The following is a 25,246-nucleotide window of genomic DNA, read 5'->3' as shown; positions in this document are numbered from 1 at the left end:
CCAAATCGGGGTCTGACCCCGATTTGGGGGGGATGCGGCTCAGGCTGCTTGTAGGAGAGGCGGTAGGTTAGCCGGATAATTCCGAGTTGTGGACTTTGTCGCCGATGGTGACGTTGTTCAGCTTGAGGCCTTTGACGTTGTAGAGGAACCATGGCGCGTCGGGCGCGGCGGGGGTGCCGAAGTCGCTGTCGCTGATGGTGACGTTGGTGACCGGCACAATGGCCGGCATCGGGCCGCTGCCGTTGTAGTCGGAGGCGACCGGTCCCAATATCACCACGGCCTGGTAGCACGAGGCTTGCTTGCCGCCCTTGGTCATCACATTGCCCACCTTGACGTTCGAGATGTGGATGTTTTCCACCACCGGTGGACGGGTGCGCACCGTGTCGGCGATCGGCGCGTAGTCGCAGTCGAAGGTCACCACCGCGCCGGCCGCCGTGGCGACCGTGCGCGACTGGATCGGCGAACCCGGCAGCGAGGCGTAGAACGCCGGACTGGTCTGCACGCCGTTCGGGATGCTGATGTTGCGCACGTAGAAATTGCGCAGGTAGCCGCCGCGATTGAGGTTGGTCTTCAGGCGGATGGCGGTGTTGAGCGGGTTGGTCTTCCAGTGCGCGTTCTGGAACACCAGGTTTTGCGCGTAGACGTTCTGGATCCCGCCCGCCATTTCGCTGCCCAGCGTGACGGCGCCGTGCCCGCTGTGCATGATGCAGTCCTGGATCACGATGTTCTGCGATGGGCCGAATTGCGTGTCCTGGTTCTTGCCGGCCTTGATGGCGATGCAGTCGTCGCCGGCGTCGAAGGTGCAGCCTTCGATCAGCACGTGGTCGCACGCTTCCGGGTCGAAGCCGTCGCTGTTCGGGCCGTGGCTCACCGCGTGCACTTTGCGGATGACGATGTTGCGGCAGTGGACCGGGTGGTGCTGCCAGAACGGCGTGTGCTGCACCTGGTAGCCCTGCAGCAGCACGTTGGTGCAGCTGACGATGTGCACCATGGATGGACGCAGGTAGTGGCCCATGCCGAACACGCGCTTGGCCAGCGGCACACCCGCTTCGGACAGCGCCGGCAGGTACTGCTCGTCGGCGCGCCATTTTCCGCCCTCGCCCTGGATATGCAGGCGTTCTTCCTCGCTCAGCTTGGGCGCCACTTCGGCCAGCGAGGCAGGGTTGGCGGGGTTTTCGATATTGCCAGCCAGTTTGCCGGGGCCGAAGTTGGGCACCGAGTTTTCCGCCACCGAGTTCTTGGTGCGGGTCTTGCCTTTCCAGGTCCACCAGCAGTCGCCGTTGCTGTTGAAGGGCACGCCTCCTTGGCCGTCGATGATGCTGGTCCAGTCTTCGCCGGTGAGGGCGATGTTGTCCTGGCCGTAGGCGTAGATCGGCGAGGAGAAGTTCAGGCAGTCGTTGCTCTGCCAGCGCGAGATTACCAGCTTGCCGTTCTTGCCGCAGTCGAAGTCGCCGTACTTGGCGTAGTCGGACGGCTGGTTGCTGAAGTAGATGTGGGCGCCGGCTTTCAGGTGCACATTCACGTTCGACAGCAGTACGATGGGACCGGCACAGTACCAGCTGCCGGCCGGGATGACCACGCGGCCGCCGCCGGCCTTGTGGCAGGCGGCGATGGCGGCGGCGAAGGCGGCGTAGCAGTCTTTCGAACCGGGCGCCGGGGTGTTCATGTCGTCCTGTTCTTCGAACGATTTCCATGCCTTGACTTTGACCAGCTTGCAGGTGGCGGCGCCGTATCTGGTGACATCGAAGTCCTGCTTGCGGAACACCGGCGGCTTGGACAGGCGCTTGACGATGTCCGCCGCGCGTTCCCATGGGTCCACCGCGGTGGCGGCGCCGGCCAGTGCCGGTGCGCCGCCTGCCAGCGCGAGGCTGGTGGCGGAGGCGGCCTTCATGATGCTGCGGCGTTGCTGGTTGATGGTCTGGTTCATGCTATCTCCCTTACTCATAAATGTTGTTGTATTCCGCCAGGTAGCTGTCCGCAGGGACAGGCTGCCGGGTGTAGCCGAGCTCTTTCACAGGGTCGATGCCGGCCGCTCTCAGATTGGTCCAGTAGTCGTCCGAGTTGAACTGCGCGGGGCGGTAGGACAGGGTGCCGTTGCGGTTCCAATCGGACCACGGGGTGGTGCGGTTGATGTGCGCGCCGATGCGCGAATTGAGCACGGCCATCTTGCCGACGGTTTCCAGCACGGTGGGCGTGATGGTGCCGGCCGGTGACCGGAACTGGCTGGCCGCGCCCAGCACGCAGGCGTAGCCGGGCAGCGGCACCTTGCCGTAGGGCGTGCAGCGCGAATTGTGGAACCATTGGCGCGCGAGGTAGAACTTGCCGGCCAGCGCGAACGGCGAGCCGTCGTGCGTGAAGCGGCACTGGTCGAACACCAGGCCGTAGCGGGTCTTGTGGTTGGTGTTGGGTGCGCCGACGTAGGAGGTGCTGCGGTCGCCCAGCGATTTGATCTCGCTTTGCAGGAAGAAGGCGGTGCTGTCGCCGAAGATGAAGTCGACGTCGCCTTCGATGTAGGACTTGTTGAAGAAGCTGCGCACCGTCACGCGGGTGTCGGCGGCGCGCAGGAACAGCGTGTCCTGGAAGCCGATCAGGCGGATGTTCTCGAACTGTACCTTGTCGGCGCCTTCCACTTGCAGCGCCACGGCCTGGTGGTGCACCACGTTTTGCTGCGGATTGATATCGGTCTTTCCGCAGGGGCGCTCGCCGCATTCTTCGCGGGCGTTGCCGGTATCCTTGTTGTAGCCGTTTTCGATGGTGAGGTTGCGGGCCTGGAAGCCGTCGCTCTTGACCCACATGGTCATGGAGCCGAAGGTGCCGATGTTGCCGTTGCCTGCTGCCGCGCGTTCTTTCACCAGGGCGTGCATGGCTTGCACGGCCGGATCTGCGGCGGCGAATTGCGCGCCGAACTGGGCGGTGTAGCTGGCGCCGGTGGTTGCGGCGTCCAGCCTGGCGGTGATCTTCGTGGCGGCAGCGCTGGAGCCTTCGCCATACAGCGTGAGCGGCGTGGCGCTGGCCGGAACGTAGACCAGCTCCTGGTACACGCCGGGTCTGACCAGGATGTAGACGCGCTCGCGCTGGCCGGAAGCCGCGGCGCGGCTGACGGCGGCCTGCACGGTGTTGAAAGTCTTGACGCCGTCGGGCTTGGCGGCGGCGTCGACGACGTAGGTGGGTACAAATGAGGCGCCCTTGGCCAGCGGGTCGGCCAGCGGATCCCAGGGATCGGCGCGCTCGCTGCCGGCTGGGCCGGCGTATTTCAGCACCTCGCTGTAGCTGTAGTGCGCCGCCCGGGCGGCGCTCAGTTGCGGGCGGGCGGTGCCGGTGCTGGCCGTGGCGCGCGCGGCGGTGCTGCTGTCGGCGGCGGGGGCCTGGGCCTGGGCCGCCGGGGCGCCAGCCAGCGTGGCGGCCAGCGTGGCGGCCAGCATCGCCCGGCGCATCATTGCTGGCCCTCGGCGCGGAATTCGCGGGCGACTGCCGGGATGACGGCTTTCATCTCGTCCTCCACCATGCGCGCGAAGTAAGCTGCGCCCTTGGCGCCCAGGTGAGTGCGGTCGAAGGCGCTCTTGGGCGCACCTTGCGGCTCGGCGGCGGCAGCGGTGGTGGCGGCGGCCGCACCGGCGGCAGGCGCGGCGCCTGGCAGGATGGCCGGGGCCATGTAGTTGGCCGGACGCGGCACAACAGCCAGCGTGTCGGCTTCATCCTGGCCCATGGCTTGCACTGCGGCGTAGCTGCGGGCATTCAGGTCCAGCAGCGGCACGTTCTCCTGGGCCGCCACCTTGCGGATCACGTCCACCCACGGCTGCAGGGTGTTTTCCAATATCCCTTCCTTGAAGGTGCGGCGCGTCAAAGGGGTAACCAGCACCGGCACGCCGCCCAGCGCCTGCACTTCCTGCGCGTAACGGGCCATGTTGGCGGGGAATTCGGTGGCCAGGTCGGTCGAGCGTCCGGGTTTGCCGGGCTGGTCGTTGTGGCCGAACTGGATCAGCACATAGGTGGCGCGATAGGCGGCCGAGCCGCGCAGCAGGCCTTGCACTTCATCCCAGCGGCCTTCGGCGCGGAAGCTGCCGGAACTGCGGCCGCCCCTGGCCAGGTTGATGCAGGTGTCGCTGCGGTTGATGCGCGCGCACAGTGCGTCGCCATAGCCGCTGCTGCTGGCCATGGTGGAGTCGCCCACCAGGATGAAACGCACGGGCTTGTTCTCGGCCGCCATCGCAACTGGCGCCGCCGCCCAAAGGGCGGCAGCGCTCAGCGCCAGTGCCGCTGCGGCCCTGGCGAAGTGGCGACGGGAACCAGTGTAGTGAATACCGGTCATCGTCTGTCTCCTGAAATTAGAAGTTGTAGGTGCCACGCAGGTTGAACGAACGGCCGATCGGGCTGGCCGCGCTGCTCAGGTAACCGTTGGAATAACCGCTGTGGTTCGTCACCGGTGGATTGGTGTCGAGCAGGTTGGTGATGCCGGCGGTGATCTGGATGTTCTTGAACCCTTTGTACGACGTGGTCAAGTTCCACACTTTATAGGATTCGATGTCGCGCCAGTACTGCTGCGCCACCAGATTCTGGTCTTCATAGCTGGAGTTGTAGTTCTGCGTCAGCTGTGCCGACCAGTCGCCCTTGCTCCAGCCCAGTTTAAGCGTGTGCTTCCAGCGGTAGGTGATGATGGGGAAGCTGCTGGTGGTGCCGTTGCTGGCCAGGCCGAAACGGCCCACGTTCGACACGAACGGGCTGTCTTTTTCCAGCTGGTTGTCGAACTGGGTCAGGTAGGTGCCGTCCAGCTGCACCTTGAAGTTGCCGTAGTCGTTGCGCGGGAAGTCGTACGTCGCCGACACGTCGATACCGGCCGCTTTCTGGCCGCCCAGGTTCATCGTCACGTTCTTGATATAGTTGATGGTGCGGTCGGGATTGCGCACGATCAGCGCGTCGTACTTGACTGGATCGAGGAAGTAGACCTGCTCCGGCAGGTTGGCCAGCATGTCCTTCATGCGGATGTTCCAGTAGTCGAACGACAGCGTCAGCGACTTGACCGGTTCCACCACGAAGCCCAGCGTGTAACCGCGCGATTTTTCAGGCTGCAGGTCGGCGTTCGAGCCCACTTGCTTGGGCAGCGCCACGTTGCACACTTCGGACGCCACGAAGCCCGCCAGCGCGGTGCCGGTGCCGGCCACGCCTGGTTTGCCGCCCGGGCACAGCAGCGGGTCGTCCCACTTGGCGGAGGTCTTGCCGGTGGCGCCGGGCAGGCGGTAGCCGTAGGCGTCGAACAGGGTCGGCGCGCGGAAGCCGGTGTTGGCCGAGCCGCGGAACATCAGCTGTTTCGACGGCTCGTAGCGGAAGCTGGCTTTCGGGTTGAAGGTGTTGCCGAAGTCGCTGAAGTAGTCGTCGCGCACGGCCAGGTTGACGTTCAGTTTCTTGGTCAGCGGCACGTCCAGTTCGGCGAATGCCGCGTACACGTTGCGCGCGCCCTCGCCGTGGGAGGCGGTCGAGTTCAGGTAGGTCACCGAGTTCTGGATGGCCAGCTTGTCGTCGCGCGTGGTGTCGCGGTGGATGTCGGCGCCGATGGCCAGCGCCATCGAGCCGCCCGGCAGTTCCATCAGGGTGCGGCTGGCGTTCACGTCCACGCCGGTGAAGGTGGAACGCGAGTCGCGGTTCTTCTGGCCGTCCACCGAGATCGATTTCAGGTACGTCAGGCCGGCCTGGTCCTGCAGGCCGAACGGATTCAGGGCGCCGGATTTCAGGCCGTCCAGCAGGCCCTGGCCGGTGAAGAAGCCGTTGTCGTAGTAGTTCTCGCGGTCGCTCCAGCCGATCACCAGGCCGCTGCGCACATCCCACTCGCCGAAGCGGTTCTCGTCCGCCACGGCGATGCGCTGGTTGACCTGCTTGTCCTTTTGCACCGCCACGCCGTAGTCGGCCACGGCCCAGGTCACCGTCAGCGGCTCGCCTTTCAGTCCGGCCACCGCAGGCACGCCGCCGGCGCCGCCCGGATACCATTTGCTCGTGGAAGGCAGGATGGCGTTGACGCCGTTGACCGCCACCGCGTTGGTGGGGTTGCGCGCCGAGCGGATGAATTCCTGGCCGCGCATGTAGTCGATGCTCAGCGTGTGGTCTTCGTTGAAGCGCCTGGTGCCGCGCGCGTAGAAGGTGATCTGCTCGTTCTCGTGCAGCGCGGTGCCGTATTCCTGGTTGTTCAGGATGCAGGTGTTCTTGCCGCCGATGATGGAGTAGGGCGCCACGCAGCCGGACGCGAAGTACGGGTTTTGCGCGGTCTTGTTGGTGGCGGTGGTGAAGTTGGCGGGCATGGCGTTGCCGCCGCTGCCCAGGGTCGGCGCGCGGCCGATGCTGGTCAGCAGTTCGGCCGAGCTCAGGTCGGCGCGGTCGCGCTGCGCCAGGCGGCTGCGGCGGTGCGCGTCCACGGTGGCGTAGACGTTCCAGCCGTCCTTGGCCAGGCTGCCTTTGCCGACGGTGAGCGTGAGGCGCTGCTCGTCGCCGCCGCCGTCTTTCTCGGGCTGGATGTATTGCGCGGTGACCGAGGCGCCCTCGAAGTCGCGCTTGGTGATGAAGTTGACCACGCCGCCGATGGCGTCCGAGCCGTAGATGGAGGAGGCGCCGTCGCGCAGCACTTCCACGCGCGACAGGGCGCTCATGGGGATCACGTCCAGGTTGGCGTAGCCGTCGGAGATGGCTTCGTTGGCCAGGCGGCGGCCGTTCAGCAGCACCAGGGTGCGGTTTACGCCCAGGCCGCGCAGGTTGATATTGGTGCCCGAGCCGGCGTTCGACGGCGCCAGCGATGCCGATTGCGGCAATGCCATCATCACGTCGGCCAGGGTGGTCATGCCGCGTTCCGCGAATTCTTCAGCCTTGATGGTCGATACCGGCAACGCCGCTTCCGTGGCCAGGCGCTTGATGCTGGAACCGGTGACTTCCACGCGTTGCATTTCCTGCGCGGTGGCGCTGTTCATCAGCGTCAGCACGGCCAGGGCGATGGACGAGAGCAGCAGGCGCGGCTGCGCTTTGTCGATTGTGTTCATGAAGCTTTGTCTCCTGATAATTCAAATGAAGGTATGCGGTGGAGCACCTCGCGTACTCCGTGCCGCTGCGAGGAGGGCTGCGCGGCGAGGCGCAACCGAGCTCGCAGGCGGTTGATAACTGTATTTGTGGGGGCGCCACCCTCTGCGGGGCGTCTGTGCGGGCCATGCGTGCGTGCTGACTTTCCGGACCTACCCCCTCGAGAAGGTGCGGGTCACGCGCTCGAGGTGCGAGCGCATGGCTTTCCTGGCGCCGGCGGCATCGCCGGCGGCGATCGCTTCCAGGATGCGGCGGTGGTCTTTCAGCGTTTCCTGCCGCAGTTCTTCGGTCTGGAAATGCTCTTTCAGCTTGTGCCACAGGCGGCCGCGCTGGTTCCACAGGTAGTCCAGGCCGCCCACCAGGGCGCTGTTGCCGGTGGCGCGCGCAATGGCCAGGTGGAAGGCGCGGTCGGCCAGTTCGTTGCTGGCCTTGTTGGCGTGGCTGGCTTCCATCTGTTCCACCGCCTTCAGGATCGCGTCGACGTCGGCCGGGGTGGCCACGCGCGCGGCGATGGCGGCAATTTCGGCCTCGATCATGCGGCGCGCGGCCAGCACCTCGAACGGTCCCGGGCCGCCTTCCGGCAGCGTCACCTCAGCCTCGGGCGGCTCGCTCACGTATACGCCGGAACCGCCGCGCACTTCGATCACGCCGCCCAGGTCGAGCGCGATCAGCGCTTCGCGCAGCGAGGCCCGGCTGACATTGAGTTTGGTGGCCAGGTCGCGCTCGGACGGCAGGCGCTGGCCGGCGGCGATGCCCTCGCTGGCGATCAGTTGCTGGATGCGGTCCGCCACAACCCGGTACAGGCGCGGCTCGTGGCTGGCAGCTTCCGGCGTCAAGGCGGTTTTTTTCTGGATCAAGGTGTGTCCCGCTGCGTTCGTTTGGTCAGACCATTCTAAGGTGGTCTGACCAAATAATCAATCTGGACTAGCCAAATTTTTTTTTCTCTGCCATACTGAATTGGACAGCAGGTAACCAACAAGGACGTAGAAATGACGACAGAGCCGAGCGCGAACAGCCCGCGCTACATCCTCATGCATGAGAACGACAATGTAGCGATTGTCGTCAACGACGGCGGCTTGCCGGCAGGCGCGGTGTTCCCGGACGGGCTGACGCTGCGCGAGGCCGTGCCGCAGGGGCACAAAGTGGCGCTGCGCGCCTTCGCCAAGGGCGACCCGATTATCCGGTACAACGTAACTATCGGTTTTGCTGCCCTGGATATCGAAGCGGGCAGCTGGATCGCTGAAGCGCAGGTCGAAATGCCGGCCGCGCGCGAGCTGACCGGCTTGCCGATCGCCACCGTGAAGCCGCCGCCGCAGGAGCCGCTGGAGGGCTTTACCTTCCAGGGCTACCGCAATCCGGACGGCAGCGTGGGCACGCGCAACATCCTGGCCATCACCACCACTGTGCAGTGCGTGGCGGGCGTGGTGGAGCACGCGGTGCGCCGCATCAAGGCCGAGCTGCTGCCGAAATACCCGAACGTGGACGACGTGGTGGGCCTGGAGCATACCTATGGCTGCGGCGTGGCGATCGACGCCCCCAACGCCAACGTGCCGATCCGCACGCTGCGCAATATCAGCCTGAATCCGAACTTCGGCGGTCAGGCCATGGTGGTCAGCCTGGGCTGCGAGAAGCTGCAGCCGGCGCGCCTGTTCCCGAAAGGCTCGATCCCGATCCAGAACGCCGGCGGCGCCGAACCGGCGCAGGTGTGCCTGCAGGACCAGGGCCACGTCGGCTTCCAGTCGATGATAGCCTCCATCATGAACACTGCGGACGCGCAGCTGCAGGTGCTGGACAAGCGCCGCCGCGAAACCGTGCCGGCGTCGGAACTGGTGGTCGGCGTGCAGTGCGGCGGCAGCGATGCCTTCTCCGGCGTGACTGCGAATCCGGCGGTCGGATTCGCCACCGACCTGCTGGTACGCGCCGGCGCCACCGTGATGTTCTCGGAAGTGACCGAAGTGCGCGACGGTATCGACCAGCTGACTTCGCGCGCCGTCAACGAGGAAGTGGCGGCGGCGATGATCCGCGAGATGGACTGGTACGACCAGTACCTGAAGCGGGGCGGCGTCGACCGTAGCGCAAATACCACACCGGGCAACAAGAAGGGCGGCTTGTCCAACATCGTTGAAAAAGCCATGGGCTCCATCGTCAAGAGCGGCAGCGCGCCGATCTCCGGCGTGCTGGCGCCGGGCGAGAAGCTCAAGCAGAAAGGCCTGATCTACGCGGCCACGCCGGCCAGCGATTTCATCTGCGGCACGCTGCAACTGGCCGCCGGCATGAACCTGCACATTTTCACCACCGGCCGCGGCACGCCGTACGGCCTGGCCGAGGTCCCGGTGATCAAGGTCGCCACCCGCAACGAGCTGGCCGCGCGCTGGCACGACCTGATGGACGTGAACGCCGGCCGCATCGCCAGCGGCGACGCCTCCATTGCGGACGTGGGCTGGGAAATGTTCCACCTGATGCTGGAAGTGGCCAGCGGCCGCAAGACCTGGGCCGAGCAGTGGAAGCTGCATAACGCTTTAGTGCTGTTCAATCCTGCACCGGTGACCTGATTTTGCTAGTATCATAGTAATCATACGACATCGTACAACTGCAAGGAACGGACTTTACATGAGCAAACCATTCAAACGCATCCTGCTGACCGGCGCCGCCGGCGGCCTGGGCAAAATCCTGCGCGACCGCATCAAGCCATGGGCCGACGTGGTGCGCCTGAGCGACATCGGCGACATGGGCGAAGCGCGCGAGGGCGAGGAAATCGTCCGCTGCGACCTGTCCGACAAGCCGTCCGTGCTGACGCTGCTGGAAGGCGTGGACGCGGTGCTGCATTTCGGCGGCATCTCCACCGAGAGCAATTTCGAAGCCATCATGGCGGCCAACATCCAGGGCACCTACAACCTGTATGAAGCGGCGCACAAGGCCGGCACCCGCCGCATCATCTTCGCCAGCTCCAACCACACCATCGGCTACCACAAGGTGACCGAGGTGCTGGACGCCGACAGCCCGACCCGCCCGGACAGCATGTACGGCATCAGCAAGGTGTTCGGCGAGCAGCTGGCGCGCTACTACTTTGACCGCACCGGCATTGAAACCGTGTGCCTGCGCATCGGTTCCTCCTTCCCCGAGCCGAAGAACCCGCGCATGATGCGCACCTGGCTGAGCTACGACGACCTGGTGGAAGCGCTGCGCTGCTCGCTGATGGCGCCGCGCGTCGGCCACGCCATCCTGTACGGCCAGTCGAACAATGAAGCCGTATGGTGGGACAACAGCAAGGCGGCCTTTATCGGTTTCAAGCCGAAGGACAGCTCGGAGCAGTTCAAGCACCTGTTCCCGGACACCGGCGTGTATCCGGACAAGGACGATGTGGCCACCACCTACCAGGGCGGCGGCTTCCTCAACGACGGTCCGCAGTACATCTGACGCAGCAGCTCTGACCTACAGCGCCGCCTGCACGCCCAGCACCATGGCGTTGTAGGCGGCGTGCACCAGCATCGGCGCCAGCAGCGATTTGCTGCGTTCGTACGCCCACGCGGTACACAGTCCCAGCACGAATACCGGCACCATCGCCAGCGGCGGGTGCACGATGGCGAACAGCGCCGCGCTGCCCAGGGCAGCCGGCAGCGCGCCGGCCATGCGGCGCAGGCCACCGAAGATCAATCCCCTGAAGACGAATTCCTCGAACAGCGGCGCGGCCAGCACGGTCAGCGGCAGCAGCAGGCGCAGGGTGGCGCTGGACGGCGCGTGCCGTGGCCACCAGGGCGTGTCGCGCAGCAGCCACAGGTAAGCGGCGCCAAAGGCGCAGGCGGCTGCGGCCCCTGCCAGGCTGGCGGTGGCCGCATGGCCGGCGGCGCTTGCCATGCCCTGGCGGTGGCGTGCGTTCAGCACTGCCGGGACGCCGGTGGTCTTGTGGCGCCAGTACAGGTAGCGCATCAGCAGGTACACGATGGCGCCGGCGCAGGCGAAGGCGAGTACGCCGCTTTGCAGGCCGCCGCCGCTGCCACCAAGGCTGCCGCCGCGCAGCACCAACCCGATCATCAGCTGCAGCACGAAGAACAGCGTGGCGGCGATCAGGCCGTCCGACAGGGCCACCCGCGCGGGCGGCGCAGCGGCCGGGTCGAGCAGGTAGGGCAGTTCGTCGCGCGCTTTCTGCCACAAGGCCAGCGCGAGCGAGGCGGTCAGGATCATGATGGCAACCGTCTGCAGCCAGGTGCTGGCGTACAGGCCGAAGATGTAGAGGCTGGACAGCATCATGTACAGGTAGGCGTAGGTGGGCCGCACGCGCGCCTGGGTTTCCTGGGCATGCGGGTCGCTGGCGAATACGCCCAGCGAGACGGCGATCAGCGCATACACCGGGATACCGGCCATGACGACCGCCACCCACCACAGCAGCCGCCAGTTGAAGTCCGGCGTGAAATACAGGCCGGTGGCGAAGATCAGCAGCGGATACAGCGCGGCCAGCGCGGTCCACAGCTGGGCTTTTTCCTTGAGCATGCTGTCGATCCGGCGCGGGAAGGTGTACAGCATCCACAGCGCGTTGCCCTCGTTGTTGATGGCCTGGAAAGCGGACAGCAGCAGCACGTAGCTGCCGATACCGAAGGCGATCACTGCCATCAGCTGCTGGTTCTGGCCGAGCAGGGTGATGCTCGACAGCTGGCCGCTGACCAGCAGCTGGCTGACAATGATGACCACCGGGATCAGCAGGCTTTGGGCCAGGAAGTTGCGGTCGCGGCCCAGCAGCATCAGTTCGCGCCGCTGCAGGATGGTGCCGATGCGCCAGCGGGAAGCGGGGGAGGGCGCCGGCGCTGGTGCATTGGCATCGGCACCGGCTGTGGCGGCATCTGTGCCGGCGCTTCGCGCGGCGCTCGGTGCATCGGCGGCGGCCGCGCGGGCTTGCGCGCGGCGGCTGGCTGTGGCGCCGGCAGTCGCGGCTTCGCGCGCGCCGCTGGCGACCACGCCGTGGCGCAGCTGGCGGCGCAGCAGCGCCATGCCCGCCATCAGCAGCAACGCCGTCTGCGCCAGCAGCAGCGCTGCGGCCTGCCCGGCGCCGGCGGCGCTGGGCGCGCTCAGCGCCTGGACCGCAAGGCCGGGCGGCGTCCACAATGACCACGCCGGGAAGCTGCGCGCCCAGTCCACCGTGAAGGAATTGTTGGACCACATGGAATACGAAATCCCCACGTACATCAGCGGCATGCTGAGGATGGAGGCCAGCGCCTGCAGGTTGCGCAGCTGCGAGGCCGGCAGCGACAGGCGCAGGCCCGTGTCGGCCAGCGTGCGCATCATCGCCGCCAGCATCAGCAGCGGCAGTGCCATGGCTGCACCCAGCAGCGGCGATGCCCAGCCGTAATTGCCGTACCAGGCCAGCACCACGCACAGCGGCCCGAGCGCCAGCACGCCGACGGGGTTGGCGATACTGCGCTCCAGCACCCTGGCCCACAGCAGCGTGCCGCGCCGGATGGGCAGCGTTACCAGCCATTCCAGGTCCCAGTCCTGCTGCGCCAGTTCTCGGCTGCCCAGCGGCATGAGGAAACCCACGAGCCACATCAGCAGCACCATCAGCGTCATGGCGGCGGCCAGCGCGGGGCTGAAGTGCGCGGCGTGTAGACCGTCGGCTGCGGCCTCGACCATGCTCTCCACCGAGTGCGCCCTGGCCATGGCGGCGCAGGTGGCGGGCGTGTCGATCTTGCAGTGCAGGTTCAGCACCGAGCTGCGGGCGATGTGGGTAAAGCTGAACAGCATGCCCATCCCTACCAGCAAGGCCAGCAGCCAGCGGCTGCTGCGCTTGCCCTGCGATGCGCTGCGGCTCTTGCTGTTGGCGGCTTTGCCGAAGCGTAGCGCGCCAGTCATGTTGATCAGCCGCAGCAGGCGCAGCCGGGCCAGCAGCCAGATGGCGCTGGCGGAGGAGCGCACCGGCGCGGTCATGCGGGCTCGCCGGCTTCGTCGGTAATCTTGAGGAAGACTTCTTCCAGCGAGCTGTCGGCCGAAGCGGCGCCGCGCAGCTCGTCGAGCGTGCCGCTGGCCACCAGCGCGCCGCGATGGATGATGCCGACGCGGCTGCACATGCGCTCGGCCATATCCAGCAAATGGGTGGAGACGAAGATGGTAGTGCCTTGCGCGGCGGCCGCCAGCAGGCGCTCCTGCACATCGCGCGCGGCGCGCGGATCGAGGCCGTTGATCGGCTCGTCCAGCACCAGCACTTTCGGGTTGTGCACCAGCGCGCAGGCCAGGCCGAGCTTCTTCTTCATGCCCAGCGAATAGTTCACCGCGAATTCCTCGGTGGCGTCCTCCAGCCCCAGTTCGCGCAGCAGGCGGTGCGCGCGGCCGGCCGCTTCTGAGCGGGAGTAGCCGTGCATCTCGGCCACGAATTGCAGGATCTCGCGGCCGCGCAGGTAATCGTAGAAAATCGGCGTGTCGGGCAGGTAGCCGACATGGCGCTTGACCTCCGCCGCATCGGCATGGCAATCAAGGCCGTTCACCAGCACCCGGCCGGCGCTGGGCACCAGTATGCCCATCAGCATGCGGATGGTGGTGGTCTTGCCCGCGCCGTTGGGGCCCAGGAAGCCGAACACCTCGCCGCGCGCCACTGTCAGCGACAGCGGCTTGACGGCTTCAAAGCCGCCGTAGGACTTCGACAGTTCCTGGAACGCGATCATTGGCCGCCCAGCGCCATGCCGAAGCGTTCGGTGCGCGGCATCCAGTTGCCGACGATGTCGGCCGATACCAGCACGCGTTCGGCGCGGCCGATCAGCATTTCGCGCGGCACCAGGCCAATGTAGCGCGAGTCCTTGCTGTTGTTGCGGTTATCGCCCAGCATCAGGTAGCTGTCGGCAGGGATGGTCATGGGGCCGAAGTCGCGCATGCTGCTGGTCACTTGCGGCAGCAGCTGGATGCGGCGTTCGCTGGCGCCGGATTTCTCGGTCAGCTGCAGCGCCTGCAGCTTGCCGACATGCTCGATCGCCTCCACGGCTTCGGCCGGCATGCTGTAGCCTGCGGCCTGGCCGTTGATGATGAGCTGGTCCTTCTTCATGGCGATGGTGTCGCCGGGCAGGCCGATGACGCGCTTGATCAGGCGGGTCTTGTCCAGCGGCGAGGAGAAGGTGACAATGTCGCCGCGCCGCGGCTCGCCCAGGTGTGCCACTACCACGTCCGTCAGCGGCACCTTCAGGTCGAACGCGAGGCGGTTGACGAACACCACGTCGCCTTCCAGCAGGTTGGGGTGCATGGATCCGGAGGGGATGGGGTTCCAGTCCGCGACGGCGGTGCGGAACAGGCCAAACAGCATCAGGAAGGCGATGAAGCCCTTGTTCGCGCGCAGCCAGCTTTTCATCTTTGTTCTCCGGAGTGGTTAAGTTGACATCACATCATCCGACGGGAATCTTAAACCTCGCTTAGACCAAAGGCGGCCAGCATCTGCCGCTGTCCCTTGGGCGGCACGGCCAGCGCGCGGCTGTCCAGGTCTTGCGCTACCCAGCCCTTCTTGAGCGCCAGCTGCAGCAGTGCCGCGCCCAGCGCGCCGCCCACGTGGGGCTTGCGTTCGCTCCAGTCCAGGCACGGGCAGGCGAAGCGGCGGCGCAGCTTGCGCAGCGCGGCGGTGTCGATGCCGAGGGCGCGCACGCCTTGCTCGCCGGCCGGCGTGAGCTGGTACTCGTTGCCGACGTTGCCATCGCCGGCTTCGGTGAGCCAGCCTTGCGCTGTCATGTGGTCGTGCAGGCGTACCGCCACCGTGCCGGCCATGTGATCGTAGCAGGTGCGGGCGTTGCGCAGGCGGTCCGGCGTGTTGGGCTTGAAGGCGGGGCGCGGCAGGCCGGCCACCACCAGCAGCGCTTCCAGTGCGGCGGCCACGTTGGCGTCCGCCAACTGGTAGTAGCGGTGCTTGCCTTGCGCGAGCAGTTGCACCAGCTGTTCCTCCTTCAGGCGCGCCAGGTGGGCGCTGGCGGTGGATGGGCTGACTTCGGCCACCACCGACAGCTCGGTGCTGGTGCGGGCGTGGCCGTCCAGCAGGCAGCACAGCATGCGCGCGCGCGCCGGCTCGGCGATGGCGCCGGCGATACGGGCGAGGTGGTTGTCTGCATTCATGGTTCGGTCCTGGGCGAAGTGTGGTGGCGTCTTTTTCAGGATACTGCACTGCATCGACATTTGCAAAAGGGGGAAACATGGACGCTATCGCAGCGGTAACGCACGCCGATCCGTATCCGTATTACGCTGAGCTGGCCGCGCGGCAGGGGCTGTTTTTCGACGCGCGTTTGAAGCTGTGGATCGCTGCCGGCGCGGCCGACGTCGGCGCGGTGCTGGCGCACGCGGCGTTGCGCGCGCGGCCGGTGGCCGAGCCGGTGCCGGCGGCCATCGCGGGAGGCGGTGCGGGGCAGGTGTTCGGTGCGCTGGTGCGCATGAACGATGGCGAGCGCCATGCGGCGCCGAAGGTGGTCTTGCAGCGCGCGCTGGCGGGGCTGGACTTGGCTGCTGTCGGCACCCGTGCGGGCGAGTTGGCGCGTGGGCTGGTCGATGCGGAGCGCATTGCCGCAGCCGTGGGGGCGGACCTGGGTGCGCTTGCAATAGCAGGCGCAGGCGCAGCAGCCGTTGCTGGCGCTGGTGCGCGGCAAGCGCTTGGACCGGCGGCGCTGTCGGCGTGGATGTTTGCGGCGCCGGTGCAGACCGTCGCCAGCCTGCTTGGCTTCCGGGACGCCCAGCTGCCGCAGGTGGCGGCGTGGATGGGCCAGTTCGTGGCTTGCCTGTCGCCGCTCAGCAGCGCGGAGCAGATCGCTGCAGCGCACGGCGCGGCGCTGGCGCTGCTGGGCAGCTTCAAGGCCATGTTGCAGTCGTCGGCGCCGCCGGAAGGCTGCCTGCTCGCGGCAGTGCTGAGCGAAGCCGATGCGGCGGGATGGAACAATGCCAACGCCATCCTGGCGAACCTGGTGGGCCTGCTGTCGCAAACCTGCGAGGCGACGGCTGGGCTGATCGGCAACAGCATCGTGGCGCTGATGCGCGAACCGGCCAAGGCCGCGCTGCCTGCCGCTGCGCTGGTGGCCCGCGTGATGCGCGACGACCCGCCAATCCAGAACACGCGCCGCTTTGCCGCGCAGCACGTCAGCATAGGCGGCGCGCGCATCGAAGCGGGGCAAGCGATACTGGTGCTGCTGGCCGCAGCGTCGCGGCAAAGTATGCAGCAGAACATGCAGCAAGGACGGCAGGACGGCCATGCCTTTGGCTACGGCCAGGGCGCGCACGCTTGTCCCGGCCAGGTGCTGTCGCAAACCATTGCCGCCGCCGCGCTGGAGGCGCTGCTGCAAGCAGGCCCGTTGGCGCCCATGGCATGGCGTTACCGGCCTTCGGTGAACGCCCGCATTCCCGAATTCATTGAAGCAGAGGAGACCGCATGATCGCCGTGATATTCGAAGTCTGGCCCAGGGCCGAACACAAGCAGGAATACCTTGACATCGCCGCCAGCCTGCGCCCGCTGCTGGAGCAGGTGGACGGCTTCATCTCAATCGAGCGCTTCCAGAGCTTGAGTGAGCCGGGCAAGCTGCTGTCGCTGTCGTTCTTCCGTGACGAGGCGGCCATAGCGCAATGGCGCCAGCTGGAAGCGCACCGCGCCGCGCAGTCGGCGGGACGCGCAGGCATCTTTGAAGACTACCGCCTGCGCATCGCCGCCGTGGCGCGCGACTACGGCATGAACGAACGCGCGCAGGCGCCTGCGGACAGCCGCAGCCGCCACGCCTGAAGCCGCGCCGGCGCGCGCGGCGCGCACTTAATACTTCCAGGTCAGCGTGGCGCTCGCGTTGCGCGGCGCCGCGTAGTAGCCCTGGCTCCAGTACAGGCTGGTCAGGTACTTCTTGTCCGCCACGTTGGCAACGTTCAGGCGCAGGCTGAGCTGGTTGCTCAATTCGTACTGCGCCATCAGCCCCAGCACGGCATAGCCGCCCTGGCGGATCACGATGGCGTCCGCCTCGTCGCGGTGGGTGCCGTCCTGCCAGCTGGCGGTGGCGCCCACTTTCAACGCCGGCAGCGCCGGCACCTGGTACGTGGCGGACATGCGCAGGGTGCGGCGCGGCAGGTAGGTTTTGGCCGCCTTGCCGGCCGCATCCTCGATCGACATCACCGTGAAGCCGGCGGTCGCCTGCAGGCCGCGCGCCAGTTCGCCGGACAGGTCGAATTCCACGCCCTGCGATTCGGCGTCCACCCCACGGTGGTAAGCCTTCGGACCGACGTAGCCGGCCTGCTCGGCGGTATTCTGCTGCCTGGTCTTGAAGACCGAAGCGGCGGCGCTCAGGCGTTTGTCGAACCATTCGCTCTTCAAACCCAGTTCCGCCGTCTTGCCGCGCATCGGGTCCAGGGTCTGGCCGTCGATATCGGTCTCGCTTTGTGGATTGAAGATCTCCGTGTAGCTGCCGTAGGCCGACAGATTGGGCGTCAGGTCCACCACCAGGCCCGCGTAGGGCGTGCTCTTGCTGGCCGATTTGAAGCGGCTAAGGCCGTAGGCGGTGCCCGCGCTGTCGGCCTTGGTGCGGCTGATGCCGCCCACCAGCTTCACATTGTCGGCCAGGTTGAAGCGCGCCGCCATGAACACGCCCTTGCGCTTGTCCTGGTACGAGCTGCCGTCGATGGCGGCGTCCCACGACGGTTCGGGATAGGCGCCGTGCCAGTCCGGCAGCGCGGGCAATGCCGTGCCGATGCCTTGGCCGTAGTGCGAGATGTCGTCGATGCTGGACTTGGACCAGTTGCCGCCGACACTCAGCTCGTGCTGGCGGCCGCCGAGACTGAACTGGCCGCCGGCGCTGGCGTTGAGCAGGGTCTGCTTGTTGTCCGAATCGTACAGCGAGGGATAGGCGTACAGGCCGAGGCCGGTGCCGCGCTCGGGCAGGCCGTACACGTAGAACAGTTTGCCGCGCTGGATGGCGGTGTTGCGCGACAGCGTGGCCTGCGCGTGCCAGCCGTTGCCGAACTGGTGCACCAGTTCGGCGAAGCTGCGCTTGTCGCCGGTCTTGTTGCGCGCCCAGCTGGTGGAAGTGCTGGTGCCGCTGCCGAAGTCTACCGGGGTGCCGTCGCTGTAGGTCAGCGGCAGCGCGCCCCACAGGCCGCCGCGTGTTTTCTGGCGCTGGTCCGTGTGGCCGGCAGTGAGCGTGGTGCCGGACGCGAGGCGCGCTTCCACGATCGCGTACAGCACATTGCGGTCCTTGCTGTAGCGGTCCAGGTAGGAGTCGCCCTCGTCGTGCACGGCGATCACGCGCGCGGTCACGGTGCCGGCCGCGTTGAGCGCACCGGACAGGTCGCCCTGCACGCGGCGCTGATTCCACGAGCCGATGGTGGCCGAGGCCGACGCCTGCGTGCTGGCGGTGGGGCGCTTGCGGATGAAGTTGACCGTGGCGGACGGGTTGCCGGTGCCGGACATCAGGCCGTTGGCGCCGCGCACGATGTCGATGCGCTCGTACAGCGCGGTGTCGATGTCGCCGCCCACGTTGCCGAACACGAAGGGGACGCCGACGCCGTCGTACTGGAAATTGGTGATGTCGAAGCCGCGCGCGGTGTAGTAGGTGCGGTCGGTTTCGATCTTCTCCACCGTGACGCCGGGGGTGTTTTGCAGCACGTCGCTGATGGTGTTGAGCTGGAAGTCGTCCATGCGCGCGCGCGTGACTACCGACACCGATTGCGGGGTGTCGCGCAGCGACAGCTCAAGGCCGGTGGAGGACGCGCTCTTGCGGGCGGCATAGCTGTCACTGCTGTCGCTGTCGCCCTTGATGACGACGGTCGGCATGATGGCCTCGTCGGCGGCCTGGGCGTGCAGGCAGGTGAGGGCGGCGGCGATGGCGAGGCAGTGCAGGCGTGGAACGGACATGGCTTCTTTCTATAAATGCAAATGATAATGATTCGCAATTATATCAAGAAAAGGGGAAGCGGACTTCCCAAGTTGTCTGCCCCCTGGCTGGCCTAGTGCCCCTTTTTCTGCACCAGCGCGCTGCCCACGCCGTGGCGCTTGCCCTCGCTGGCGGCGGTCACGGTGCCGTCGGCATTGAACAGCAGCGCGTTGGCCGCGCCGATTTCGTGCGCGGCGGCGCTCCATTGCTGGCCGTATTTTTCCAGCGACCGGGCGGCGTCGCTGCCGCCGAAGCCCGGCTCGATGTCGGTCATGGCGTTGTTGCGCTGGGACAGGCGCGGCGCGTCCAGCGCCTGGTCCATGCCCATGCCCAGGTCGATGTGGTTGACGATGGTTTGCAGCACCGTGGTGATGATGGTGGAGCCGCCCGGGCTGCCGATCGAGAACGCCGGCTTGCCGTTGCGGAACGCCAGCGTGGGCGACATGCTGCTGCGCGGGCGCTTGCCTGCTTCCGGCACGTTGGGATGCGGGCCGCTGAAGTCGAAGTCCGTCATCTCGTTATTGAGCAGGAAGCCGTAGCCCGGCACGGTGATGCCGCTACCGCCCCAGGATTCGATGGTGAAGGTGTAGGAGACGATGTTGCCCTCCTTGTCCGACACGGTCAGGTGCGTGGTGTGCGCGCCCTCGGCCAGCAGCTTGGCGTTGGCCGGGCGCAGCGGCACGCTCTGGTCGTTCTGGAACGGGTAGGGATCGCCCGCGTCGGCGTGCGCCGCGGCCCGCTGGGGATTGATCAGTTCGCGCCGCCGCGCGGCGTAGTCTTTGCTCAGCAGGCCCTGCACCGGCGCCTCCAGGTACTCGGGGTCGGCCAGGTAGGCGTTGCGGTCGGCGAAGGCGAGGCGGCTGGCTTCCAGGTACAAGTGCTCCACCTTGTCGCGCGGCATGGACCTCAGGTCGTAGCCTTCCAGGATATTGAGCGCCTCGGCCACCGCCACGCCGCCGCTGCTGGGCAGGGGCATGCCGTAGATGTCGTAGCCGCGATAGGTCGAGCGCAGCGGCTGGCGGATCCGGGCTTCATAGTTGGCCAGGTCGGCCATGGTCATGGCGCCGGCCCGGACCTTGCCGCCAGGCTGGTTGACGGTGTCGACGATGGCGCGTGCGATCTTGCCTTCATAAAACACCTTGATGCCGCCCGCCGCCAGTTCGCGGTAGGCCCTGGCCAGGTCCGGGTTGCGCAGCAGGCTGCCCGCCGGCAGCGCCTTGCCGTCCTTCAAGTAGAGCTTGGCCGTGGCGGGGAACAGCTGGAACTTGCTCTGGTTGGACGCCACCAGGCTGGAGAAATTGGCGTTTACCCGGAAGCCGTCCGCCGCCACCTTGATGGCCGGCTGCAGCACCTTCTTCAGCGGCATGGAGCCGTAGCGCTCCAGCGCCTCGTGCCAGCCGCGCACCGTGCCCGGCACGCCGACCGACATGCCGCTGGCCAGGGTCTGTTCGAAGTCGAGCGGCTTGCCGTCCTGCTGGAATATGGTGGGCTGGAAATTGGCCGGCGCCGTTTCGCGGTGGTCGATGGTGATGACGCGCTTGTCCCTGGCCAGGTAAATCATCATGAAGCCGCCGCCGCCGATGCCGCAGCTGAACGGATCGGTCACGCCCAGCGTGGCCGCCGCCGCAACCGCCGCGTCGACCGCGTTGCCGCCCTGGTTGAGGATGGCCAGGGCCGACTGGCTGGCCTGTTCGCTGATGGTGGCGACGGCGCCGCCGGTGCCGGTGGCGACCGGGCCCTTGGCCCAGGCGGGCGGGGCCATGGCGGCGCTGATGATGATGGTGGAAACAAGCAGGGAAGGGAGGGCGCGGCGGGCTGGTGAAGTCATGGGCACTCTTATCGGTAGCAAGGCTTGGGGGCTAGGAAATATCCACCCGCAAGCTTACCCGATAAGTTGGCGCAGGAGCATGGACTGCGGGCGGGTCCGGCGGTTCCAGGCCGGTCAGCGTAAAGCGCAGGCCTTGCTGGGTTGCGGTATTGCTACCGCCCGGCATCTTCTCGGCCAGTACGAAGTTGCTGGCGTTACCATTGTTGGTCAGCACAAAGCTGTAGCTGATATACCCCTCCCACACGCACACGGCGCCGGTCTTGCAGCGGCTGTCGTTGACGCGTTCCAGTTTCAGCGTGGCGGTGGGCGTCAGCGCCACGCTCTGGCCCGCCGTCAAGGTATAGGTGGCGCTTTTGCGCTTGGGTGCCGGCGGTGTCTCGCTCCCGCCGCCGTTCTGCGCCACCACGCTGCACGCGGCAACGATGCCGAAGCCGGCGAAGCAGGTAAGAAGGCTGATGATTCTGAGCTGCATATTCGTTCTCCTGTCTGGATCAAAATATTAGCTAAAACACATCAATTGCGGCGCACGCTTGCCCGAATGAAAGACAAAGGGTCAGGGTTAATGATTAATTAACCCTGACCCCATTTGTCGGTAAAGCAATTGCTTACACGTAGGCGGCGAGCGCGCCTTTCATTTTTTTCAGCGCGGCCGACTCGATCTGGCGGATGCGCTCAGCCGAGACGCCGAACTCGTCGGCCAGCGTGTGCAGCGTGGCGCCGGAGCCGTCGTCGTTGGCCAGCCAGCGCGCTTCGACGATGCGGCGCGAACGCGGGTCGAGCTTGCCCAGCGCCGTTTCCAGGCCTTCGGAATGCAGGCGCGTCACTTGCTCGGCTTCCAGCACGCGGGTCGGCTCGCTTTGCTCGGAGGACAGGTAGGCGATGGGCGCGAACTTGTCGTCTTCGTCGTCGGTTGGCGATTCCAGCGCGATGTCGCGGCCGCTCAGGCGCGTTTCCATCTCGATCACTTCTTCGCGCTTGACGTCCAGCAGCTTGGCCAGCTGGTCGATCTGCGTGGGCGACATGGCGTCCAGGCCGGTCTTGTGGCTGCGCAGGTTGAAGAACAGCTTGCGCTGGGCCTTGGTGGTGGCCACTTTGACCAGGCGCCAGTTCTTCAGGATGTACTCGTGGATTTCCGCCTTGATCCAGTGCATCGCGTAGGACACCAGGCGCACGCCCTGGTCGGCGTCGAAACGCTTGACGGCTTTCATCAGGCCGATATTGCCTTCCTGGATCAGGTCGGCGTGCGGCAGGCCGTAGCCCAGATAGCCGCGCGCGATCGACACCACCAGGCGCAGGTGCGACAGCACCAGCTCCTGCGCGGCGCCCAGGTCGTTGTTTTCCTTGAGGCTGCGGCCGAGGCGCTTCTCGTCTTCAGGCGTGAGCATAGGCAGGCGGTTCACCGCCGAAATGTAGGCGTCCAGGTTGCCCAGGTTGCCAGTGAATCCCAGTCCCAGTGCCATGGCATTCTTATTGGCTGGTACCAATGCGGCAGGTGCGGTCATCATAGTCATTTTTGTTTCCTCGCTCGTCGAACACGGAATGTTTCGGATTCTTGCATCTTGCTGGATACGTCTTAAACTCAGCTTAATCTTGCTCTAATGCATGAGTTAAGGTATCAGTTGGACATATATTAGCACTCTCAATCGGTGAGTGCCAATCGCCAGTTGCAATGCCCCTGATAGTGGTAATGCTATGGGGCGATTCTATTCGATGGTTTTTGACAAAGGCGCGGCAAACCGCCTTGTGTTTGCGAAACGTCAATACGGACAGGATAGCGGGGGGAGGCGGCGCGGACTGTGCGTGAACGCACTTTGGGCGGGTGAGCGCAGCGCGCGTAACCCGCCTCAGCTCAGTTCAGGCGGGCCAGGTGGCGCTGCACCGACAGCACCGCGCCGGTCAGGCCGAGTATGGCGGACACGGCCAGCAGGGCGGCCATCGGCAGCGGCTCGAGCGCGGCCAGCTGGAATTCGGACGCGTACAGGCGGGCGAACTCGGCAATAGCCTTGTTCAACGGCTGCAGCGCCAGCGCCACCGCGCCCAGCGCCACGCCGCCGGCGCACAGGCCCAGCAGCGCGCCGGTGTAGTAGAACGGACGGTGGATGAAGGTGTCGGTGGCGCCGATCAGCTTGGACACCAGGATTTCCTCGCGCTGCGTCAGCACCTGCAGGCGGATGGTGTTGAACACCACCGCCACCACCACGGTGCCCAGCGTGGCCGCCAGCAGCAGCAGGGCCAGCTTGAGGACGCCGATCAGCGCGGCCAGGCGCTTGACCCAGGTCGAGTCGATCTGCACCGTGTCCACGCCGGGCAGGGCGCGCATCTGTTCGGCCAGCAGGTCCACGTCCAGCCCGGCCGCCGCGCTGCGGAAGGCGTCCAGCTTGACGATGTAGCTGTCCGGCAGCGGATTTTCGCCCAGGGTGGCGATCACGTCCGACAGGCCGCTCTTGCCTTTCAGGTTGTCCAGCGCCTTTTCGCGCGGCACGAAGATGATCTTGGCGTCCTTCATCAGTTCGCGCAGCGGCGTGGCCAGCGCGGCCGATTGCTCGCGCGCCACGTCCTGCTTCATGAACAGGCTGATTTCCGGATCGACCGACATCTGTTCGGACAGCGGGCGCACATTGTCCAGCAGGGTCAGCCCCATGAAGGGCAGCGCCAGGGCGATGGCCACCACCAGGATGTTGAACAGGAAACTGCCGGGCGCCTTGCGCAGGTGCACCAGCGCGGCGCCCAGCGCGAAGCCGTGTTGACGGAACCAGCTGCTCATGCTGCCACCTCCTGCGCCGTGGCGGCGTCGATGCTTTGCAGCTGGCCCTGTTTCAAATGGATTACGCGCGCCGCGCCGGCCAGCACCTGGTCGTCGTGGGTGGAAATCAGGCAGGTCACGCCCACCGAGTGGAAGGCGCGCAGCGCGTCCAGCACGCGGTCGGCGCTGGCGCGGTCCAGGTTGGCGGTCGGCTCGTCGGCCAGGATGATTTGCGGGCGGTTGACAATGGCGCGCGCGATCGAGACGCGCTGCTGTTCGCCGCCGGACAGGGCCAGCGGCGAGGCGTTGGCGCGGTCGCCCAGGCCCACCTTGTCGAGTGCGGCGCGGGCGCGCTGCTCGGCTTGGGCGCGCGGCTGGCCGGTCACCATCAGCGGCATCATCACGTTGGCGAGGATGGAGCGGTCGGTCAGCAGGCGCTGTTCCTGGAAGATCAGGCCCAGGTTGCGGCGCAGAAAGGGCACGCCGGCCGGCTTCAGCTTGCCGATGTCCTGGCCGTTGACGATCACCTTGCCCGAGCTGGGGCGCTCCATGGCGGCGATCATCTTGAGCAGGGTGGACTTGCCGGCGCCGGACGGGCCGGCCAGGAACACCAGTTCGCCCTTGTCGACGGTGAGCGAGACGTCGCGCAAGGCGGTGGCGTCGGCCGAGTATTGTTTGCTAACGTGCTGGAATTCAATCATGGGCGGGGGCCGTCCTCATATCGTTCAGCCCAGCAGGGCTTCGACAAATTCCGTGGCGTTGAAGGGCTGCAGGTCTTCGATGCGCTCGCCGATGCCGATGAAGTACACCGGCACCGGGCGCACGCGGGCGATGGCCGCGATCACGCCGCCCTTGGCCGTGCCGTCCAGCTTGGTGATGATCAGGCCGCTCAACTGCAGCGCGTCGTCGAAGGCTTTCACCTGCGCCAGCGCGTTCTGGCCGGTGTTGCCGTCGATCACCAGCAGGGTTTCATGCGGCGCGCCTTCCAGGCCCTTGCCCAGCACGCGCTTGACCTTTTTCAGCTCTTCCATCAGGTGCAACTGGGTCGGCAGGCGGCCGGCGGTGTCGATCATCACCACATCGATGCCCTTGGCCTTGGCCGACTGCACCGCGTCGTAGGACACGGCGGCCGGGTCGCCCGACTCTTGCGAGATGACGGTGACGTTGTTGCGCTGGCCCCACACCATCAGCTGCTCGCGCGCGGCGGCGCGGAAGGTGTCGCCGGCGGCCAGCAGCACCGACTGGCCGTGGCCCTGCATGTGCTTGGCCAGCTTGCCGATGGTGGTGGTCTTGCCGGCGCCGTTGACGCCGGAAATCATCATCACCAGCGGCTGGTGGCGGCCCAGTTCAAACGGTTTCTGCAGCGGCGCCAGCAGCTCTATCATCAGCGTTTTCAGCGCGGTCTTGACGGCGGCCGCGTCCAGCAGCTTGTCCTCCTTGACCTTGCGCTTGAGCGCGTCGAGCAGGAACTGGGTGGCGTCCACGCCGGCGTCGGCCATCAGCAGGGCCGCTTCCAGCTCGTCGTACAGGTCGTCATCGATCTTGGCGCCGACGAACAGCACCGACAGGTTGGCGGAAGTCTTGGACAGCCCGGCTTTCAGGCGGGCCATCCAGTTCGGCTTGTCCTGCTCGGCGCCGGGCGCAATCACGGGGGCGGGCGGGGCGGACGCGGTGGCCGGCGTGACGTCGGCATGGGCTGCGGGAGCGGCTGCCTGGGGCAGGGCGGGAGGCGTGTCGGGCTGGACAGGTTTTTTCTTGAAGAAGCTAAACATTGGTGTG

The 25,246-nt window shown here is 66.4% G+C and carries 20 protein-coding genes; 4 read left to right on the top strand and 16 right to left on the bottom strand.

From position 1 onward, the window contains the following. Positions 1-67: 67 nt before the first annotated feature. The 5 genes from AC6H42_RS21935 to AC6H42_RS21915 all read right to left on the bottom strand — a co-directional run bounded on the left by AC6H42_RS21935 (position 68) and on the right by AC6H42_RS21915 (position 7,910). Positions 68-1,927, bottom strand: a complete 1,860-nt coding sequence (locus AC6H42_RS21935) for a glycoside hydrolase family 28 protein (protein WP_157200796.1) — start codon at positions 1,925-1,927, stop codon at positions 68-70. Positions 1,928-1,937: 10 nt separating this feature from the next. Continuing rightward, entirely contained in the window at positions 1,938-3,437 is a 1,500-nt protein-coding gene (locus AC6H42_RS21930) for a pectinesterase family protein (RefSeq protein WP_082551512.1), read from the bottom strand. Then, a complete protein-coding gene (locus AC6H42_RS21925) occupies positions 3,434-4,309 on the bottom strand; it encodes a rhamnogalacturonan acetylesterase (RefSeq protein ID WP_497548927.1) in 876 nt (291 codons plus the stop codon). Before AC6H42_RS21925 ends, AC6H42_RS21930 begins: the two co-directional genes overlap by 4 nt. Before the next feature lie 16 nt (positions 4,310-4,325). Then, positions 4,326-7,016 carry a TonB-dependent receptor gene (locus tag AC6H42_RS21920; RefSeq protein ID WP_057153302.1) on the bottom strand — a complete coding sequence of 897 codons (2,691 nt, stop codon included), beginning with the start codon at positions 7,014-7,016 and terminating at the stop codon, positions 4,326-4,328. Positions 7,017-7,205: 189 nt separating this feature from the next. Beyond that, positions 7,206-7,910: a FadR/GntR family transcriptional regulator gene (locus AC6H42_RS21915; RefSeq protein WP_057153303.1), complete on the bottom strand. Its 705-nt coding sequence runs from the start codon at positions 7,908-7,910 to the stop codon at positions 7,206-7,208. A 132-nt stretch (positions 7,911-8,042) separates the two neighbouring features. Between AC6H42_RS21915 and garD the strand changes: the two genes are divergently transcribed. Further along, positions 8,043-9,605, top strand: coding sequence for a galactarate dehydratase (gene garD, locus AC6H42_RS21910; RefSeq protein WP_057153304.1), 1,563 nt, complete (start codon positions 8,043-8,045; stop codon positions 9,603-9,605). A 58-nt stretch (positions 9,606-9,663) separates the two neighbouring features. Further along, the gene (locus tag AC6H42_RS21905) at positions 9,664-10,470 is read left to right on the top strand and encodes an NAD-dependent epimerase/dehydratase family protein (protein ID WP_056398725.1); all 807 of its coding nucleotides are present in this window, start codon (positions 9,664-9,666) and stop codon (positions 10,468-10,470) included. A 15-nt stretch (positions 10,471-10,485) separates the two neighbouring features. Here AC6H42_RS21905 and AC6H42_RS21900 read toward each other — a convergent pair whose 3' ends face one another. The 4 genes from AC6H42_RS21900 to AC6H42_RS21885 are packed head-to-tail and all read right to left on the bottom strand — an operon-like array spanning position 10,486 to position 15,123. Further along, positions 10,486-12,969, bottom strand: coding sequence for a CPBP family intramembrane glutamic endopeptidase (locus AC6H42_RS21900; RefSeq protein ID WP_497548926.1), 2,484 nt, complete (start codon positions 12,967-12,969; stop codon positions 10,486-10,488). After that, on the bottom strand, positions 12,966-13,700 hold the full coding sequence (locus AC6H42_RS21895; RefSeq protein ID WP_057153306.1) for an ABC transporter ATP-binding protein: 735 nt from the start codon (positions 13,698-13,700) through the stop codon (positions 12,966-12,968). The genes AC6H42_RS21900 and AC6H42_RS21895 overlap by 4 nt, the downstream gene beginning before the upstream one ends. Beyond that, the gene (gene lepB, locus AC6H42_RS21890; RefSeq protein WP_057153307.1) at positions 13,697-14,374 is read right to left on the bottom strand and encodes a signal peptidase I; all 678 of its coding nucleotides are present in this window, start codon (positions 14,372-14,374) and stop codon (positions 13,697-13,699) included. Before lepB ends, AC6H42_RS21895 begins: the two co-directional genes overlap by 4 nt. A 50-nt stretch (positions 14,375-14,424) precedes the next feature. Then, positions 14,425-15,123, bottom strand: coding sequence for an ArsR/SmtB family transcription factor (locus AC6H42_RS21885; RefSeq protein WP_057153308.1), 699 nt, complete (start codon positions 15,121-15,123; stop codon positions 14,425-14,427). Positions 15,124-15,200: 77 nt separating this feature from the next. Between AC6H42_RS21885 and AC6H42_RS21880 the strand changes: the two genes are divergently transcribed. Beyond that, positions 15,201-16,424 carry a cytochrome P450 family protein gene (locus AC6H42_RS21880; protein ID WP_057153309.1) on the top strand — a complete coding sequence of 408 codons (1,224 nt, stop codon included), beginning with the start codon at positions 15,201-15,203 and terminating at the stop codon, positions 16,422-16,424. Next, positions 16,421-16,765, top strand: coding sequence for an antibiotic biosynthesis monooxygenase family protein (locus AC6H42_RS21875; RefSeq protein ID WP_497548925.1), 345 nt, complete (start codon positions 16,421-16,423; stop codon positions 16,763-16,765). Before AC6H42_RS21880 ends, AC6H42_RS21875 begins: the two co-directional genes overlap by 4 nt. 27 nt (positions 16,766-16,792) lie before the next feature. Here the strand turns inward: AC6H42_RS21875 and AC6H42_RS21870 are convergent, their stop codons facing one another. The 7 genes from AC6H42_RS21870 to ftsY all read right to left on the bottom strand — a co-directional run bounded on the left by AC6H42_RS21870 (position 16,793) and on the right by ftsY (position 25,239). After that, positions 16,793-18,877 carry a TonB-dependent siderophore receptor gene (locus AC6H42_RS21870; RefSeq protein WP_057153311.1) on the bottom strand — a complete coding sequence of 695 codons (2,085 nt, stop codon included), beginning with the start codon at positions 18,875-18,877 and terminating at the stop codon, positions 16,793-16,795. Between the two features lie 92 nt (positions 18,878-18,969). Continuing rightward, complete coding sequence (ggt, locus tag AC6H42_RS21865) at positions 18,970-20,724, bottom strand: gamma-glutamyltransferase (RefSeq protein WP_497548924.1); 1,755 nt, start codon at positions 20,722-20,724, stop codon at positions 18,970-18,972. A 31-nt stretch (positions 20,725-20,755) separates the two neighbouring features. Continuing rightward, positions 20,756-21,196 (bottom strand): hypothetical protein, encoded by a 441-nt coding sequence (locus AC6H42_RS21860; RefSeq protein ID WP_057153313.1) that lies wholly within the window; start codon positions 21,194-21,196, stop codon positions 20,756-20,758. A gap of 133 nt (positions 21,197-21,329) precedes the next feature. Continuing rightward, positions 21,330-22,229, bottom strand: a complete 900-nt coding sequence (gene rpoH, locus AC6H42_RS21855) for an RNA polymerase sigma factor RpoH (RefSeq protein ID WP_057153314.1) — start codon at positions 22,227-22,229, stop codon at positions 21,330-21,332. A gap of 344 nt (positions 22,230-22,573) precedes the next feature. After that, a complete protein-coding gene (gene ftsX, locus AC6H42_RS21850; protein WP_497548923.1) occupies positions 22,574-23,488 on the bottom strand; it encodes a permease-like cell division protein FtsX in 915 nt (304 codons plus the stop codon). Then, positions 23,485-24,168 (bottom strand): cell division ATP-binding protein FtsE, encoded by a 684-nt coding sequence (locus tag AC6H42_RS21845; protein WP_497548922.1) that lies wholly within the window; start codon positions 24,166-24,168, stop codon positions 23,485-23,487. The genes ftsX and AC6H42_RS21845 overlap by 4 nt, the downstream gene beginning before the upstream one ends. A 24-nt stretch (positions 24,169-24,192) precedes the next feature. Beyond that, the gene (gene ftsY / locus AC6H42_RS21840) at positions 24,193-25,239 is read right to left on the bottom strand and encodes a signal recognition particle-docking protein FtsY (protein WP_057153317.1); all 1,047 of its coding nucleotides are present in this window, start codon (positions 25,237-25,239) and stop codon (positions 24,193-24,195) included. Between the last annotated feature and the right edge of the window lie 7 nt (positions 25,240-25,246).

This window comes from Massilia sp. NBRC 108631 (genome assembly GCF_059704565.1).
This window is presented reverse-complemented; position numbering and strand designations above follow the sequence as displayed.